Raw genomic sequence first — 16,534 nt, forward strand, 5'->3', positions numbered from 1 at the left:
GACGGTTAGCGGTCGGCGTCGGTATAGCGGATCACGCCGCGAATGTTCTTGCCGTCCAGCATGTCCTGGTAGCCGTCGTTGATCTGCTCCAGCTTGTACTGCCGGGTGATCATGTCATCGAGGTTGAGCTTGCCCGCTTTGTACATGCTCAACAGTTGCGGAATGTCGAACTGCGGGTTACCGCCGCCGAAAATGGTGCCCTTGATGGTCTTCTGCATCAGGGTCAGCATCGCCAGGTTCAAGGTGACGTTGGCGTCCAGCAAGCTGCCGATGGCGGTCAACACGCAAGTGCCGCCCTTGGCGGTCAAGATCATGTAATTCTCGACGTCGGCCCCGAGTAGCTCACCGACGGTGACCACGACCTTGTGGGCCATCAGACCGTGCGTCACTTCCTGGATGCCGCCCATCGCGGCGAAGATGTCCGGGTAGACGTGGGTGGCGCCGAACTTGAGGGCCTGGTCGCGCTTCCACTCGACCGGGTCGATCGCAAAGACGTTGCGGGCCCCCGCGGTGACGGCGCCCTGCAGCGCGGCCATGCCGACCCCGCCGATCCCGACGATCGCGACGTCCTCGCCGGGCCGGATGTCGGCGGTGCGAACCGAGGAGCCGTAGCCGGTGGTGACACCGCAGCCGACCAGCGCGGCCACCTCGAACGGCACCGACTCGTCGATCTTCACCACCGAGCTCCTGTGCACGACCATGTAGGGCGAGAACGTGCCCAGCAGTGTCATCGGGAACACGTTCTCGCCGCGGGCCTGGATGCGGAAGGTGCCGTCGGATACCGCGGCGCCGCCGAGCAAGCCGGCGCCGAGGTCGCACAGGTTGCGCATGCCGGCCTGACACGACGGGCAATGTCCACAGGACGGGATGAACGACAGCACCACGTGGTCGCCCGGGGCGAAGTCCTCGACGCCGGGCCCGACTTCGGTGACGATTCCGGCGCCCTCGTGGCCGCCGAGAACCGGGAAGCCGCCCATCGGGATGCCACCGGTGACCAGGTGATGGTCGGAGTGGCACATGCCCGCCGCTTCCATCTGGATCTTGACTTCATCCTTGCGGGGGTCGCCGATCTCGATCTCTTCGATCGACCACGGTTGGTTGAACTCCCAGATCAGCGCGCCTTTGGTCTTCACCGTGAACCTGCTTTCGTCATTGAACGTCGGTTGAGAACGGCCCGAGCTCCAGGCAAGCAACCGCTTGGTCAAGTGTAGGTCAGGAGGTGATCCTGGTCACCAGGGGAGTGCGGATGTGGCTCACCAGATCGGTACCGGCGCCTGACCCAGCGGGTAGTAACCAGGCAACTTCTCGCCGGCCACGCTGCGCTGGATGCGGTTCTGCATCCCGGTGCTCAGGTCGCCGGACTCGATCAGGTTCCCGAACATCTTTGCGACGTGTCCGAAGTCGAAGAAGTCGCGCTGCCATTCGATGAGTGCATCGTCATTGAGGCGGAACCAGCTGCCGCCGATGCCGTAGATCTCATCCTGGCTGCCGTCGGTCTTATTGACGATCTGCTTCCAGAAGCCGACGATCTCGCCCTGCTTCTCGTCAATGAGGACCTTCTGGTACTCATACACCCAGTTCTCCAGCCCCTCCATCTCCAAGCCGAGAGCGACGTCGCGGATCTCGTCGACTCCGACGCACATCACGTCTTCCTTCGGGCCGATGTTCCAGCCGTACGTGGCTTCGGGTGCGTAGAAGTCGCCCAGCGGCTTCCAGTCGCCGGCCTTTTCGCAGTCTTTATTGGCCTGCAGCCAACTGTCGACCCAGGCTTCGAGCTTTTCGCGTGAATGTGATGACGTCACTGTCAACCTCCCTGATCTTCTTTGATGAGTAGTGCTTGAGTAGGGCACATTTCGACTGCCCGTTCGACTTCGTCGCGGGCCTCAGCACCGGGTTCGGGATCGGAGATCTCGACTTTTCCGCGTTTGGGGACCCGGAAGTAGTCGGGTGCCTCCAGCTCGCACATCGCATGGCCTTGGCACAAGTCCAGGTCGACTTCGACGCGAAAACCCATCAGATTCCTTCGGCTTCGCGCTTGCGGTAACGGACCTTGGCCGGGCTCGCCAGCTGCACGACCATCTTGGAGTGGTCGTTGTGGTAGCTGTCGGCGGGCTGCGCCATCTCGAAATCGTATTCCCGCAACAGGACGGAGAAGATGGCTTTGATCTGCATCTGCGCGAAAGCCGCTCCCACGCAACGGTGTCGGCCGGCGCCGAACGGAATCCAGGTCCATCTATTGATGATGTCGGCCTGCTCGGGCTTGGTGTAACGGTCCGGCTTGAACGCGTCGGGATCCGGGAAGTCGTCGGGAATCCGGTTCGAGATCGCCGGGGATGCAGCCACGAAATCACCGTCATGGATCGGGAATCCAGCGACCTCGAATTCGCCCTTGGCGACCCGCATCAAAATGATCAGCGGCGGATGCAACCGCAGCGTTTCCTTGACCACGTTGTCCAGCTTGGGAATCGAGCGTAGCGCGTGGAAACTCACTTCCTGGCCGTCGGCGTACAAATCCTCGAGTTCGGCCAGCACCTCGGCGTAGACGTCAATGTGGCGGATCAATTCGATCAGCGTCCAGGCCGACGTGCCGGAACTGGTGTGATGCCCGGCGAACATCAGCGAGATGAACATTCCGGTGACCTCGTCGGCGGAGAAGCGCGGAGTGCCGTCCTCGTCCTTGATCGACACGAGCACGTCGAGCATGTCGCGGTCCGATTTGTCGGTGGGCGGGTCGGCGATCCGCTGGTTCATGATTTCCTGAACTACCGCAACCAGTTTCAACCGCGCCTCGTCCCGGCGCCTGAAGCTCTCGATGGGCAGATACGGGTCGACGTAGCAGAGCGGATCGGTGCCGCGCTCGAGTTCGTGGTAGTACTCGGCGAACCGGTGATCGAGTTGCTCACGGAATTTCACGCCGATCAGGCAGGCCGTCGACGTGTAGATGGTCAACTCGGAGAAGAAGTCGAGCAGCTCGATCTCGCCTTCCTCGCCCCAGTTGGCGATCATCTTCTCGACTTCGCCCTCGATCGTGGCGGCGTGCCCCTTCATCTGCTCGCCGCGTAGCGCCGAGTTGTGCAGCATCTCTTTGCGCCGCTCGGGGCTGGCGTCGAACACCACGCCCTCGCCGAAGATCGGTGTCATGAACGGATATGCCTCGGCCTGGTCGAGCTCTTCGTCGGCGGAACGAAAGAAGAACTCGTTGGCCTCGGCACCCGACACCAAGATGACGTGCTTGTCGACGAGTTGGAACCACCCGACGTCGCCGCATTCGTCGCGAATGCGCTGCATCAGACCGATGGGGTCGGTCCGGAATTCTTCGAGGTGGCCGTGTTCTTCCTCGCCACCGGAGACCCGGGGCACGGTTGCTGTCGATGTCATTGTGCTGGCATCCCTTCTTCGCCGAGTGCAAGCTTCTGGCGGTCCGTCTTGTCGGCCAACGGTGCTTCGGGCTGGAGTTCCATGTTCGCGATGAAGCCGCCGCGCGGTGTCTCAGCGACGAACGTGATGGCGCGCCCCAGGTCTGCCGCCCGCAGGAAGTAGTCGTGGCGGGCCTGGCCCCATTTGGCCCAATCGTTCAGTGCGGGGCCGATCTTCTCGGCGGGCAGGCTCCAGCCCATCGACGTCTTGGTCGGGCCGGGGTGGACGATCGAGGCACGCACACCGGTGCCTTCGAGTTCCATCTGTAGGTTGTTGACCATCGCCAGCAGCGCCGCCTTGGCCGCGCCGTAGGCGCCCATGTGCGGTCGCTGGCGCAGCGCCACGTCGGAGCCCACGAAGATCAGATCGCCGCGCTGACGTTCGATCATGTCCGGCAGAATCGCTGAGGCCATCCGGAAGGCGCCGATGAGATGGATCTGCAGCTGCGAGTCGAACTCGTCGCCAGCGATCTCGGCGAGCTTGCCGAAGTAGGTGTCGCCTGCACCGGCAACCAGCACCTCGATGTCACCGAGCGCATCGGTTGACTGTGCGACAAAGGATTTGACCGAGTTGGGATCGGTGACGTCGAGGTGGAAGCCGACCGCCTCGCCGCCGTCGGCGTTGATCTTGCCGACGATGTCCTCGAGCTTCTCGACCCGGCGGGCACCCAGGGCGACCGGGAAGCCGTGGGCCGCGAGTTCGATGGCGGTGGCTTCGCCGATGCCGGAGGAGGCGCCTGCCACTATCGCCGGCCGGCGTTCGGCCAGTGGTTCAAAGCGGGGCATTCAGCGAACCTCCAAAGTCATGGGTAAATGGGCGAATCCGCGGACGTTGCTGGAGTGGACGCGGACCGAGTTGGCCTCGTCGACCTCGAAAGCCTGGATCCGGGTGAACAACTCGGTGAGGGCGACCCGGGCTTCCATCCGGGCGAGATGCGCGCCCAGGCAGAAGTGGGCACCGCTACCGAAACTGAGGAGTTTGGAGCCGATGTCGCGTCCGATGACGAAGTCGTCGGCGTTCTCGAACGCACGCTCGTCGCGGTGCCCGGAGCCCGGCAGCAACAGCAGAACGTCGCCTTCGGGAATGGTGGTGTCGTAGAGGGTGAGCTCTCCAGAGACCGAGCGTGCCAGGATCTGGCTGGAGGTGTCATAGCGCAGGGTCTCTTCCACCCATAGCGGAACCCGGCTCAGATCGCCGTAGACCGACGTCAGCTGATCAGGATTCCGATGGCCCCAAAAAGCGGCGTTGGCAAGAAGTTTGGTGGTGGTCTCGTTTCCAGCGATCACCATCAAGAACATGAACCCGAGGACTTCTTCGTCGGTGAGCCGATCGCCGTCGATCTCGGCTTCCAGCAGCGCCGAGGTCAGATCGTCAGTCAGCTTCTTGCGGCGCTCGGCGACCATCTCCTGGTAGTAGACGATGAGGTTGAGCGAGGCCTCGATTGCCTCCGGCGGAACGTCGTTGACGCCTTCGTCGCGGTGCATCACGCCGTCGGCCCAGGCCCGCACCCGGCCGCGATCCGGCTCGGGGACGCCCATCAGCTCCGAGATCACGTCCATGGGCAACTTGCCGGCAAACTCGTCGACGTAGTCAACCGCGACGCCGGAACTCGCCTTCTCCACCATGATGTCGAGATGTTGGACGGCGATCTCGGTGACACGTGCCTCCAACTCGCGAATGCGCCTGGGCGTGAACCCTTTTGACACCAACGTCCGCAGCCGCAGGTGCGCCGGATCGTCCATGGCCAGAAACGACATGGTTTTGGCGGCGTGCGGTCCGCGCGACGCCGGGTCCAGCGAGACGCCGTACCGATTGGACAGCGTGGTGCTGTTGCGGAAGCCCTGGTGCACGTCGGCGTGTCGGGACAAGGCCCAGAAGCCGAGTTCTTCGTTGTGGTACAGCGGCGCCTCGTCTCGCAGCCGTTTGTAGTACGGATACGGATCCTCGTGGAAGTCGTAGGAATAGGGGTCCAAAAAAGGTACGGGCGGCTTGTCGATCTGAGCGGTCATCAGGCTTCTGTCTTGAGGAGGAGACCGACCGCGTAGGCGAGGTGGTCGGCGATCTGGCGGTAGGTGTAGGCGCCGCTGGCGGCATTGACGAGCGCGCCGAAGAACGTCATCTCGAGGACCGACACGATCCGGGATTCGGCTTCGGGCCCGATGGCTGATGTGATACGCCGGTGGATCTCGGCGCCGATCCTCATCCGCACGGACCGGACGGCCGGATCGCCGCCGCCGCCGAGCAACGCCGCGGTGCACGCGGCGGCGACCTCGGGTTCGTCGGCGACGACCAGCGCAAGATGGCGCAGGGCCTTATCGACCCGCGTCGGCATCGGCTCGTTCACATCGGTGAAGTACGGCACCTGACGCACGAGATCCAGGTAGACCTCGGCGATCAGATGGTTCTTCGAGGAGAAGTAGGTGTACGCCGTTGCCGGGGCGACTTTGGCCCGGGCCGCGACCGCCCGCACGGTCAGGTCGGCGTAGGACGTCTCGCGCAGGACGTCGACGCCCGCGGTCAAGACCTTGCGGAAGGTCTCTTCTTGTCGACGGTTGCGCGGCGCGTCACGAGCCGGATCCGTGGGATCAGGCGTGATCGTGGCCACTGGTTCGCTGGACACCTGTCCAAGGTATCCGACCGAGACGCATGCGGGCAAGCCCGTTCGGCGAAATACCAGTGAAACGCTATTAGATGCGCGGTCATCGAAGATCGCTCTCCGACCACCCTTGCCTTTCCGGCAGCGCTGAGACTATGTTCGACTGGGTTATTCCGGACATGTGTCCATTGACGATCAGCGGCGGAGGCGACGATGGCATTGCTGGCTGACCGGGTGAGCTCGCTGCTCATCGACGGCAAGCTCACGAGCGGCAACCAGGGCACTTTCGCCACGGTCAACCCGGCCACCGAAGAGGTGCTGGGTGCCGCGGCCGATGCCGACGGCGAGGACATGGGCCGGGCGATCGAGGCGGCGCGACGGGCCTTCGACGACACCGACTGGTGGCGTAACACCGAGCTTCGGGTGCGTTGCGTGCGCCAGTTGCAGGAAGCCATGAAGCAGCACCTCGAGGAGCTGCGCGACCTGACCATCGCCGAAGTCGGCGCACCGCGGATGCTCACCGGCATCGCGCAGCTCGAAGTTCCGGTGAATGATCTGTCGTTTGTGGCCGACACCGCCGAGTCATACCACTACACGCAGGATCTCGGCGAGGCGAAGCCGATGGGTGTCCCCACCCGTCGCACCATCGCCCGTGAGGCCGTCGGTGTCGTCGGCGCGATCACACCGTGGAACTTCCCCCACCAGATCAACCTCGCGAAAATCGGACCCGCGCTGGCGGCGGGCAACACTGTCATCCTGAAGCCTGCTCCTGATACGCCCTGGGCCGCTGCGGTTCTCGGCGAGCTCATCACCGAGCACACCGACTTCCCACCCGGAGTGGTCAACATCGTCACGTCGAGCGATCACGGTGTCGGCGCGTTGCTGGCCAAAGACCCTCGAGTGGACATGGTTTCGTTCACCGGGTCAACCGCGACGGGTCGCGCCGTGATGGCCGACGGCGCCGCGACCGTCAAGAGAGTCTTCCTCGAGCTCGGCGGCAAGTCCGCGTTCATCGTGCTCGACGACGCAGACCTGGGTGGTGCGGTGAGTATGGCCGGCTTCTCGGTATGCATGCACGCCGGGCAGGGCTGCGCCATCACAACCCGGCTGCTGGTGCCGCGGGCGAAATACGATGAGGCCGTCGCCTTCGCGGCCGCGACGGTGGGCGGCATCAAAGCCGGTGATCCCACCGATGCCGGAACCATTTGCGGCCCGGTGATTTCGGCACGCCAGCGCGATCGGATTCAGGGCTACCTCGACTCGGCGATCGCCGAGGGCGGGACCTTCGCCTGCGGCGGAGGCCGCCCGGCCGATCGCGACGTCGGGTTCTTCATCGAACCGACCGTGATCGCGGGGCTGGGCAACGACGCGCGCTGCGCACAAGAGGAGATCTTCGGTCCGGTCCTGACGGTGATCCCCTACGACGGTGACGACGATGCGGTGCGCATCGCGAACGATTCGCCATACGGCCTGTCCGGCACTGTGTTCGGTATCGACCCGGACCGGGCCGCCGGCGTCGCCTCGCGAATCCGGGCGGGCACGATCAATGTCAACGGCGGCGTCTGGTACTCCGCGGATCTGCCCTTCGGCGGTTACAAGCAGTCCGGCAACGGACGCGAGATGGGTCTTGCAGGTTTCGAGGAATACCTGGAGACCAAAACCATTGCGACAGCGGTTTAGTTCGCGAGCGGCCAGTTATGGCTCTGGAATTCGCATTTCGCGGGTAATAAGTGGCCACTCGGCCAGAGGGAGGAAGCACCGTGGGTCGGTTTGAGGACAAAGTCGCCATCGTGACCGGTTCGGGTGGCGGGATCGGCCAGGCGTATGTCGAAGCGTTGGCCCGAGAAGGGGCAGCAGTCGTCGTGGCCGACATCAACCTGCAGGGCGCCGAGAAGGTGGCCGACGGAATAAAGGGCGAGGGCGGCACGGCGTTGGCCATCCCGGTTGACGTGTCGGACCCGGTGTCGGCCAGAGAGATGGCCGACCGCACCCTGGCCGAGTTCGGCGGCATCGACTACCTGGTCAACAACGCCGCGATCTTCGGCGGCATGAAACTCGACTTCCTGCTCACCGTCGACCCCGAGTACTACAAGAAGTTCATGAGTGTCAACCTCGACGGCGCGCTGTGGTGCACCCGCGCGGTCTACAAGAAGATGGCCAAGCGTGGCGGTGGGGCGATTGTGAACCAATCATCCACTGCGGCATGGCTGTATTCGAACTTCTATGGCCTGGCCAAGGTCGGTGTAAACGGCCTCACCCAGCAGCTGGCCACTGAACTCGGCGGCCAGAACATCCGGATCAACGCGATCGCGCCCGGGCCGATCGACACCGAGGCCAACCGGACCACCACTCCGCAGGAGATCGTGCAGGACATCGTCAAAGGTCTGCCGCTGTCGCGGATGGGAACACCGGAGGACTTGGTCGGCATGTGCTTGTTCCTGTTGTCCGACGAAGCCTCCTGGATCACCGGGCAGATCTTCAATGTCGACGGCGGACAGATCTTCCGCTCATAGCCGCCGACGACGATAAACAGAGCAGTGTGATCTCAGGAATTTAGGAGGAGCGGCGCCATATGACAGATCAAATGAGGCTTGGCTACATCGGCTTGGGCAACATGGGCGCGCCGATGGCCACCAAGATGACCGAATGGTCAGGCGGCATAACGGTTTACGACATCAGGGCTGATGCGATGACACCGTTGGCCGAAAAGGGCGCGAAGCTGGCCGACAGTCTGGCCGATGTCGCGCACGCCGACATCATCCACATCACCGTGCTCGACGATGCGCAGGTGCGCGAGGTCGTCGGCGAGTTGGCCGCACACGCCAAGCCCGGAACGGTCATCGCGATCCACTCGACCATCAGCGACAGCACCGCCGCGGAATTGGCCGAAGAACTCAAGCCGCAGGGCATTCACATCGTCGACGCCCCGGTCAGCGGTGGCGCGGCGGCGGCGGCCGAGGGCGAGCTGGCCACCATGGTGGGCGCCGACCGCGAGGTCTACGAGCGGATCAAGCCGGCCTTCAAACACTGGGCAGCGCTGGTCATCCACGCCGGCGAGCCGGGCGCAGGTACCCGAATGAAGCTGGCCCGCAACATGTTGACGTTCACCTCGTATGTCGCGGCGTGCGAGGCGATGAAGCTCGCCGAGGCGGCCGGGCTTGACCTGCAGGCACTGGGCCGGGTGGTGCGGCACACCGACGCCCTCACCAGCGGGCCCGGGGCGATCATGGTGCGCGACAACATGAATGACCTCGAGCCGGACAACTTCCTGTATCAGTCCTTCGTGCACGCCCGCGGGCTGGGCGAGAAGGATCTGAGCCTGGCATTGGCGCTGGGTGAATCGGTCTCGGTCGACCTGCCGCTGGCGCAGTTAGCCTACCGCGGGCTGGCGGCGGGACTCGGCGTGCCGCACACAGAGAAAGAGGCGTGATGGACGAGCTACGCGGCAAGGGCCTCGCGAAAATGAACGAGGTCTACGGCTGGGAAATGCCCAACATCGAGGGCGACGCCTTCTTCGACTTGACCGTCGACCACCTGTTCGGCTCCATCTGGACACGGCCGGGATTGTCGATGCGCGACAAGCGCCTCATGACCCTGACCGCCGTGACCGCGATCGGCAACCGCGACCTGGCCGAGATTCAGATCAACGCGGCGCTGCTCAACGAGGAACTCAGCGAAACCGAACTCAAGGAGATGGCGGTTTTCCTGACTCACTACCTCGGCTTTCCGCTCGGCTCAGCGCTCAACGGCGCCGTCGACAGCGTCGTCGCGAAGCGGAGGAAAGCCGCGGCCAAGGGCGCCGGCGAGGACAAGAAGGCCAACGTCGAGGGTGCGCTGAAGATGCACTCGGGCGAATAGCCCGTCAATCTCAGTACGGCTGAACGCCTTCGGGCATCACGTACTCCGAAATCGGCCCTGCGGCACCGTTGACCGTCGTCCCACCATTGAGAATGCCCGGGGCCATGTCCAGCATGTTGTTCGGGAATCCGAACTTCGGCTTGGTGAGCTCGCCGAGGCGGGCGAGTTCGTCCGCGGTGAGATCCACGTCGACCGCCCGAACATTGTCCTCGAGCTGCGAAAGCCGACGGGCGCCGATGATGACGGATGAGACGCTGGCCTGCGCGTGCACCCAGGCCAGCGCCACGCTGGCGACATTGGTCCGATGCGCTTCGGCGATGACCTCCAATTCGTCGATCAACGCGAAGGTCTTCTCGTTGAGGAAGTAATCGACCATCGCTCCACGATCGGCCTTATGCTCGCCACTGTTGGCGCGGGTGTACTTGCCGCTGAGCACACCGCTTTTCAGCGGTGACCACGGCGTGACGCCGAGGCCGAATTCACCCGCCATCGGAACCAGCTCTTGTTCGATGGCCCGTTCGAGCAGCGAGTACTCGACCTGCAGGCCGATGAAACTGGACCAGCCGCGAAAGCGCGCAATCAAGTTGGCTTCCACGATCTTCCACGCCGGGGTGTCGGAAACACCGATGTAGCGCACCTTGCCGGCCGCGACGAGGTCATCGAGGGCGGCCATCGTCTCCTCGATCGGCGTGTTGGCATCCCAGACGTGCAGCCAGTACAGATCGATGTAGTCGGTCTGCAAGCGGCGCAGGGAGTTCTCGCAGGCGTTGATCATTGATTTGCGGCCCGAGCCGCCACCGTTGGGGTCACCCGGATACAGGTTGCCACTGAATTTCGTTGCGAGCACCAGTCGGTCGCGGCGAGCGGCGTGGCGACCGATGTGGTCTCCGAGGATCTTCTCGGAGTGGCTCCGAGTGTAGAAGTTGGCGGTGTCGATGAAGTTTCCGCCGAGTTCGATGTAGCGGTCGATGATCTGTTGCGACTCTTCGACACTGGTGCCCCAGCCGAGGTCTTCGCCGAAGGTCATCGCGCCGAGGCACAGCGGGCTGACCCGCAGGCCGGACCGGCCGAGTGTGGTGTATTGATCCAGAGGCATGGGGGCGGCTTTCTGGTAGGTTGTTCGATCATGCGGTTGTTCACACTCAAACTAGTTCACATCTGAACGATCTGGCAAGTCGATGTCTGATGCGGCCAAAATCTGGTCCTTGAACTATCGGGTGCTGTTGTCGGTCATCTCCTGCGCCGAGGACGAGATCTGCTCGTTGGGCCTGGAGTCGAAGGAACTGTTCCTGCTCGCCGAGATCGAGGAGCATCCCTATCCGGCCGAATTGGCAACGACATTGAACATGCCCAAGGCCACGGTCACCGCCTACCTCAAACGGCTGGAGGCGTCGGGCTTCGTGCGTCGCGAGATTGATCCCACCGATCTTCGGCGCCATCGCCTGCTGCTCACCGCGACCGGACGCAAAGCCGCGTCTGGCGGCATGTCGGCGCTGTCGGAGGAGTTCGACAAACGCCTCGAGCGACTCACCGCCGCGCAGCAAAAGGAACTGATGAAGCTGCTCGAAAAAATCATCTGACGGGCGTTTCACGGCGCGCATCGTCATCGCGTCACCCGATGTGTTTGACTCCTCCTGCGCCGTTTTACGGCGCGCATCGTCATCGCGTCACTCGATGTGTTTGACTCCTCCTCGCGCCGTTTTACGGCGCGCATCGTCATCGCGTCACTCGATGTGTCCGACTCCTCCTCGCGCCGTTTTACGGCGCGCATCGTCATCGGACTAAAGTGACTCTCCGTGCGCGTTCTGGTGATCGGCTCCGGTGCCCGCGAACATGCCTTGCTGCTGGCGCTGCGTGCCGACCCTCAGGTCGAGGCGCTGGCCATTGCACCCGGCAACGCCGGCACCGCGTCGATAGCTGACCAGCACGAGGTCGACGTGTCCTCCGCCGACGACGTCGTCGCGTTGGCCCGCAAGATTCACGCCGACCTGGTGGTGATCGGTCCCGAGGTGCCGCTAGTGCTCGGCGTGGCCGACGCGGTTCGAGCCGCCGGGATCGCCTGCTTCGGGCCCAGTGAGGACGCGTCCCAGATCGAGGGGTCCAAGGCCTTCGCCAAAGACGTGATGGCAGCCGCCGGCGTGCGCACAGCCTCCAGCGAGATCGTTGACAGCCCAGCGGGTTTGGATGCCGCACTGGACCGGTTCGGCCCGGGCGCCGGTGATCCTGCCTGGGTGGTGAAAGACGACCGGTTGGCGGCGGGCAAGGGTGTGGTGGTCACGCCGGACCGCGGCGTCGCGCGCGCTCACGCCGCAAGCCTGCTCGAATCCGGCCACCCCGTGCTGCTGGAATCCTTCCTCGACGGCCCCGAGGTGTCGCTGTTCTGCGTAGTCGACGGCGAGACCGTGGTGCCGCTGTTGGCGGCGCAGGACTACAAGCGCGTCGGCGACGGAGATGCCGGGCCCAACACCGGCGGCATGGGCGCGTATGCCCCGCTACCGTGGCTGCCGGCCGAGGTCTACCGCGACATCGTCAGCCACATCGTGGAACCGGTTGCCGTCGAGCTCGTTCGGCGCGGCAACGCTTTCTCCGGCCTGCTGTACGCCGGCTTGGCGATCACCCCGAAAGGGCCGGCGGTCATCGAATTCAACTGCCGCTTCGGTGATCCGGAGACGCAATCGGTGCTCGCGCTGCTCGAGTCGCCGCTCGGCCAGCTGCTCAACGCGGCGGCCACCGGCACCCTCGCCGACTTCGGTGAACTGCAGTGGCGCAATGGTGCGGCCGTGACGGTGGTGTTGGCCGCGGAGAACTACCCGGGCAAACCGCGGGTGGGCGATGCGATCGCCGGCTCTGAGGCCGGCGGCGTTCTGCATGCCGGAACGGTGCGCCGCGAGGACGGCGCGATCGTGTCGTCGGGTGGCCGGGTGCTCTCCGTGGTGGGCACCGGCTCCGATCTGGCTGCCGCGCGCACCGCGGCCTACGACCTCATCGGTTCAATTCGGTTGCCCGGAAGCCACTTTCGCACCGACATCGGACTGGCCGCGGCCGAAGGCAAGATCGAGGTCTAAAAACCGGCCGCCTGGCCGTCGCGGCGCGGGTCACTGACCGCGAGATAGCCGTCGTCGAGTCGCCAGATCGCCTGGCAACTGCCGAACTGGTTGTAGTCGTCAGTGGTGACGAGTTGATGGCCGCGCTGTTGCAGCCCGTCCAGTGTGGACGCCGGAAAGCCCGGCTCGCAGCACACCTGCAGCCCGTCGGCCCAGCGGAACCGCGGGCCGTCACATGCCGCTTGCGGGTTCTGACCGTGATCGACGACGCGCGCCACCACCTGCACGTGGCCCTGTGGCTGCATTGGGCCGCCCATCACCCCGAAACTCATGACCGCGGCGCCGTCCTTACTCAGAAATCCCGGGATGATGGTGTGATACGGCTTCTTGCTCGGCCCGACCTGGTTCGGGTGCCCTTGTGCGGCAGCGAAATCCGCGCCACGGTTTTGCAACGAAATTCCCGTACCGGGCACCACGACCCCGGAACCGAATCCCAGGTAGTTCGACTGGATCATCGACACCATCAGGCCCGAGGCGTCCGCCGCGGTGAGATACACCGTCCCCCCGCGTGGCGTTCCGGCTGACACCGGTTTGGCGCGGTCCCGATCGATCAGCGCGGCGCGCTCACCCAGGTAGCCGGCGTCGAGCAAGTCTGTCGGGCTCACCGCCATGTGATCGATGTCGGAGACATAAGCCTGTGCGTCGGCGAACGCGAGTTTCACCGCCTCGATTTGCAGATGCACACTGTCAGCGGAATCGACTGGCAGCGAACCCATGTCGAAGTGCTCCAGGATTCCGAGCGCGATCAACGCGACGATGCCTTGGCCGTTGGGCGGTATCTCGTGCACGGTGTATCCGCGATATCCACCCGAGATGGTGCCGACCCAGTCGGCGCGATGCGCGGCAAGGTCGCCGGTCCGCATGGCCCCGCCGTTGGCCGTCGAGTGGGCTTCGAGCTTGGCCGCCAGCTCGCCGCGGTAGAACGACTCGCCGTTGGTTGCGGCGATGGTCCCCAGTGTCGTGGCGTGGTCGGGCAATCTGACCAACTCACCTGGCCTCGGTGCACGCCCACCGGGCATGAAGGTCTCGGCGAATCCGGGCTGCGACTCGAACAGCGGCAGCTGGGCCGCCCACTGCTCCGCGATCGTCGGCGAGAGCAGAAAGCCGTTGCGGGCGTAGCCGATTGCCGGCTCGAAGAGCCGGTCGAACGGCAGCTTCCCGAACTTCGCGTGCAGCTCGACCCATGCCGACACCGCACCCGGGACCGTGACGGAGTTCCAGCCGGACGGGGGAACGCCCTTGCCGCCGAAATACTCCGGCGTCCACGCCGCAGGGGAGCGGCCCGACGCGTTCAGCCCGTGCAGTTGCCGTCCGTCCCACACGATGGCGAAAGCGTCCGAGCCGATGCCGTTGGACACCGGTTCCACCACCGTCAATGCGATCGCGGTGGCGACTGCCGCATCGATCGCGCTGCCGCCGTCGGCCAGCATCCGGAGGCCGGCCTGGGCGGCGAGGGGTTGCGAGGTGCACACCACGTTGGTCGCCAACACGGGCTTACGCGGCCAGCCGTACGGCAGTTCCCACCCGAACGGCTGCATCGGCACAGTCTCGCAGCGCGTCCTGACGTCGGCAAGCAACCCGATATCGTCGACGCAACGGTAACTGATACGCTTTACGCTTATAGGTCTATTTGTAACCCGCACGCAGATCAATCGAAGGTTGACCACATGTCCAAGCCCGTCATCGTCAGCGCAGTCCGAACCGCCATCGGGACGTCGTTCAAGGGCTCGCTGGTCAACACCACGCCCGAGTTTCTCGCGACCACCATCCTGCAGGAAGTGGTCCGGCGGTCCGGGGTCGAGGTCGCCGACATCGACGATGTGATCTTCGCCGAATCGCACTACGGCGGAGGCGATATGGCCCGCTACGCCGCGTCGGCCTCAGGCATGACGTCGGTTCCGGGACAGGCCGTCAACCGGCACTGCGCGGGCAGCCTCACCGCCGTCGCGAATGCGGCCGCCCACATCGGGTCGGGAGCCGAGAAGGTCGTGGTCGGCGGCGGCGTGCAGTCGCTGTCGATGACGCCGCTGATGAACTGGCGTATCCCGGGCCCGACGCTGGAATTCGAGGAGCGGTGGATTCCGCCGACCCACGTGGAGACGCCCGAATCGCCGGGCCGCGATATGTCGATCACCGTCGGGTGGAACACGGCGCAGTCGGCGGGGATCACTCGCGAGGAGATGGACGCCTGGGCGTTCCGCTCCCATCAGCGTGCAATCGGAGCGATCGACAGCGGCGCCTTCGTAGACGAGATCGTCCCGGTAAAGATCAAAGGCCTCGACGATGCGCTGATCGAATTCAGCGTCGACGAGCATCCGCGCCGTGGGACCAGCATGGAGAAACTCACGTCGCTGAAGGTGCTGCACCCTGAGATCGAGGGTTTCTCGATCACCGCGGGCAACAGCAGCGGGACCAACGACGCTGCTGCAGCGCTGACCCTGGCCGACGAAGACTTCGCCAAAGCCCACGGGCTGAAGGTGCTGGGCTCGGTCAAGACGTGGGCCTCGGCCGCAGTCGACCCGAGGGACACCGGCCTAGGCGCGGTGAAGGTGATCGGCAAGGTGCTGGAGCGGGCCGGTCTGGCGCCGGGCGACATCGCATTGTGGGAGATCAACGAGGCGTTCGCGTCGGTGCCGATCGCCGCGTGCCGCGAGTACGGCCTCGATGAGGACCTGGTCAACATCTACGGCAGCGGCTGCAGCCTGGGCCACCCCATCGCGGCCAGCGGCGCGCGGATGCTGACCACGCTGGTGTACGAATTGGGCCGTCGCGGTGGCGGTATCGGTGTGGCGGCGATGTGCGCAGGCGGCGGCCAGGGCGGCGCCGTCGTGATCGAGGTCTAGCGGGCGATCAGTTCGCGTCGATCAGCCGGCTGGCGTGATCGAGAATGCAGTTCAGGCCATACTCGAAGTTCAGGTCGTCGGCGACCCCGATGCGGTGGCCTTTTTCGGTCAATTGAGCGATCAACGGCATAGTGTCGGGGTCGATCACCGAACTCTCACTGCGACGGCGGGTTTCGGCTCTACCGGACTTGTCCCGTAGCCGTTCCAGCACCGCCGCACCCTGGGTGTGCACCGAGATGCTGGCGTAGGTGTCGAATGCGTCCTCCGGTGAAAGGCCGGCCTCCGCCAGAGCGGCGATCGCCTTCTCAAGTTTCTCGAAGGCCGCCAGCGTCGCCTCGCGCCCGAAGGTGCCACGGATCAAAATCAGGTCGCACAGAATCGGGTTGTCGCGGAACGTTTGACGCATCTTGCGGGCATGATCACGCAACGAATCCCGCCAGTCGCGGCCCTCGACGAACGGTGTCGCGAAATCGTACTGGCCCAGCGCGCGGTCGGTCATCGCGTTGAGCAGATCGTCCTTTTTGCGGAAGTACCAGTAGATGCTCGTCACGCCCACGTCGAGGTGCTTGGCCAGCAGCGGCATGCTCAAGCCGTCGACGGACACCTCGCCGGCGACCTCGAACGCACCGTTGATGATCTCGTCGACGCTGATGGATCCGCGTTCACGCCGTTGCCGCTTGTCCGCGACGGCCTGCTTCACCAATTCGGGATACCTC

At 64.5% G+C, this 16,534-nt stretch carries 17 protein-coding genes; 7 read left to right on the forward strand and 10 right to left on the reverse strand.

The genetic code is table 11. The features are described from left to right. Positions 1–5: 5 nt before the first annotated feature. The 7 genes from ACQY5A_RS11620 to ACQY5A_RS11650 form a co-directional block, all read right to left on the reverse strand. Positions 6–1,133, reverse strand: coding sequence for an NDMA-dependent alcohol dehydrogenase (locus tag ACQY5A_RS11620; RefSeq protein ID WP_428340533.1), 1,128 nt, complete (start codon positions 1,131–1,133; stop codon positions 6–8). Between the two features lie 120 nt (positions 1,134–1,253). Beyond that, on the reverse strand, positions 1,254–1,802 hold the full coding sequence (locus ACQY5A_RS11625; protein ID WP_428340534.1) for a nuclear transport factor 2 family protein: 549 nt from the start codon (positions 1,800–1,802) through the stop codon (positions 1,254–1,256). Positions 1,803–1,804: 2 nt separating this feature from the next. Continuing rightward, complete coding sequence (locus tag ACQY5A_RS11630) at positions 1,805–2,017, reverse strand: ferredoxin (RefSeq protein ID WP_428341481.1); 213 nt, start codon at positions 2,015–2,017, stop codon at positions 1,805–1,807. Further along, entirely contained in the window at positions 2,014–3,378 is a 1,365-nt protein-coding gene (locus ACQY5A_RS11635; RefSeq protein ID WP_428340535.1) for a cytochrome P450, read from the reverse strand. Before ACQY5A_RS11635 ends, ACQY5A_RS11630 begins: the two co-directional genes overlap by 4 nt. After that, complete coding sequence (locus tag ACQY5A_RS11640; RefSeq protein ID WP_428340536.1) at positions 3,375–4,202, reverse strand: SDR family oxidoreductase; 828 nt, start codon at positions 4,200–4,202, stop codon at positions 3,375–3,377. Before ACQY5A_RS11640 ends, ACQY5A_RS11635 begins: the two co-directional genes overlap by 4 nt. Next, a complete protein-coding gene (locus ACQY5A_RS11645) occupies positions 4,203–5,426 on the reverse strand; it encodes a cytochrome P450 (protein ID WP_428340537.1) in 1,224 nt (407 codons plus the stop codon). It abuts the gene before it with no gap. After that, on the reverse strand, positions 5,426–6,037 hold the full coding sequence (locus ACQY5A_RS11650) for a TetR family transcriptional regulator (RefSeq protein ID WP_428340538.1): 612 nt from the start codon (positions 6,035–6,037) through the stop codon (positions 5,426–5,428). Before ACQY5A_RS11650 ends, ACQY5A_RS11645 begins: the two co-directional genes overlap by 1 nt. Positions 6,038–6,226: 189 nt before the next feature. Between ACQY5A_RS11650 and ACQY5A_RS11655 the strand changes: the two genes are divergently transcribed. From ACQY5A_RS11655 to ACQY5A_RS11670, 4 genes are all read left to right on the forward strand, one after another. Then, positions 6,227–7,693 (forward strand): aldehyde dehydrogenase, encoded by a 1,467-nt coding sequence (locus ACQY5A_RS11655; protein ID WP_428340539.1) that lies wholly within the window; start codon positions 6,227–6,229, stop codon positions 7,691–7,693. A gap of 80 nt (positions 7,694–7,773) precedes the next feature. Next, positions 7,774–8,526 (forward strand): SDR family oxidoreductase, encoded by a 753-nt coding sequence (locus ACQY5A_RS11660; RefSeq protein WP_428340540.1) that lies wholly within the window; start codon positions 7,774–7,776, stop codon positions 8,524–8,526. A 59-nt stretch (positions 8,527–8,585) separates the two neighbouring features. Beyond that, positions 8,586–9,443, forward strand: coding sequence for an NAD(P)-dependent oxidoreductase (locus ACQY5A_RS11665; protein WP_428340541.1), 858 nt, complete (start codon positions 8,586–8,588; stop codon positions 9,441–9,443). Beyond that, positions 9,443–9,871, forward strand: coding sequence for a carboxymuconolactone decarboxylase family protein (locus ACQY5A_RS11670; RefSeq protein WP_428340542.1), 429 nt, complete (start codon positions 9,443–9,445; stop codon positions 9,869–9,871). Before ACQY5A_RS11665 ends, ACQY5A_RS11670 begins: the two co-directional genes overlap by 1 nt. A 10-nt stretch (positions 9,872–9,881) precedes the next feature. Here the strand turns inward: ACQY5A_RS11670 and ACQY5A_RS11675 are convergent, their stop codons facing one another. After that, positions 9,882–10,967, reverse strand: a complete 1,086-nt coding sequence (locus ACQY5A_RS11675) for an aldo/keto reductase (protein ID WP_428340543.1) — start codon at positions 10,965–10,967, stop codon at positions 9,882–9,884. 82 nt (positions 10,968–11,049) lie between these two features. On the opposite strand from ACQY5A_RS11675, the gene ACQY5A_RS11680 reads away from it, so the two are divergent. Then, the gene (locus tag ACQY5A_RS11680) at positions 11,050–11,451 is read left to right on the forward strand and encodes a MarR family winged helix-turn-helix transcriptional regulator (RefSeq protein WP_428340544.1); all 402 of its coding nucleotides are present in this window, start codon (positions 11,050–11,052) and stop codon (positions 11,449–11,451) included. Between the two features lie 216 nt (positions 11,452–11,667). Continuing rightward, entirely contained in the window at positions 11,668–12,936 is a 1,269-nt protein-coding gene (purD, locus tag ACQY5A_RS11685; RefSeq protein ID WP_428340545.1) for a phosphoribosylamine--glycine ligase, read from the forward strand. On the opposite strand, the gene ACQY5A_RS11690 is transcribed toward purD, so the two are convergent. After that, a complete protein-coding gene (locus ACQY5A_RS11690) occupies positions 12,933–14,513 on the reverse strand; it encodes a gamma-glutamyltransferase family protein (protein WP_428340546.1) in 1,581 nt (526 codons plus the stop codon). The genes purD and ACQY5A_RS11690 overlap by 4 nt on opposite strands. Before the next feature lie 129 nt (positions 14,514–14,642). On the opposite strand from ACQY5A_RS11690, the gene ACQY5A_RS11695 reads away from it, so the two are divergent. Continuing rightward, positions 14,643–15,818 (forward strand): thiolase family protein, encoded by a 1,176-nt coding sequence (locus ACQY5A_RS11695; protein WP_428340547.1) that lies wholly within the window; start codon positions 14,643–14,645, stop codon positions 15,816–15,818. A gap of 7 nt (positions 15,819–15,825) precedes the next feature. On the opposite strand, the gene ACQY5A_RS11700 is transcribed toward ACQY5A_RS11695, so the two are convergent. Then, complete coding sequence (locus ACQY5A_RS11700; RefSeq protein ID WP_428340548.1) at positions 15,826–16,521, reverse strand: TetR/AcrR family transcriptional regulator; 696 nt, start codon at positions 16,519–16,521, stop codon at positions 15,826–15,828. Between the last annotated feature and the right edge of the window lie 13 nt (positions 16,522–16,534).

It is taken from the genome of Mycobacterium sp. (assembly GCF_965277065.1).
Classification (GTDB): Bacteria; Actinomycetota; Actinomycetes; order Mycobacteriales; family Mycobacteriaceae; genus Mycobacterium.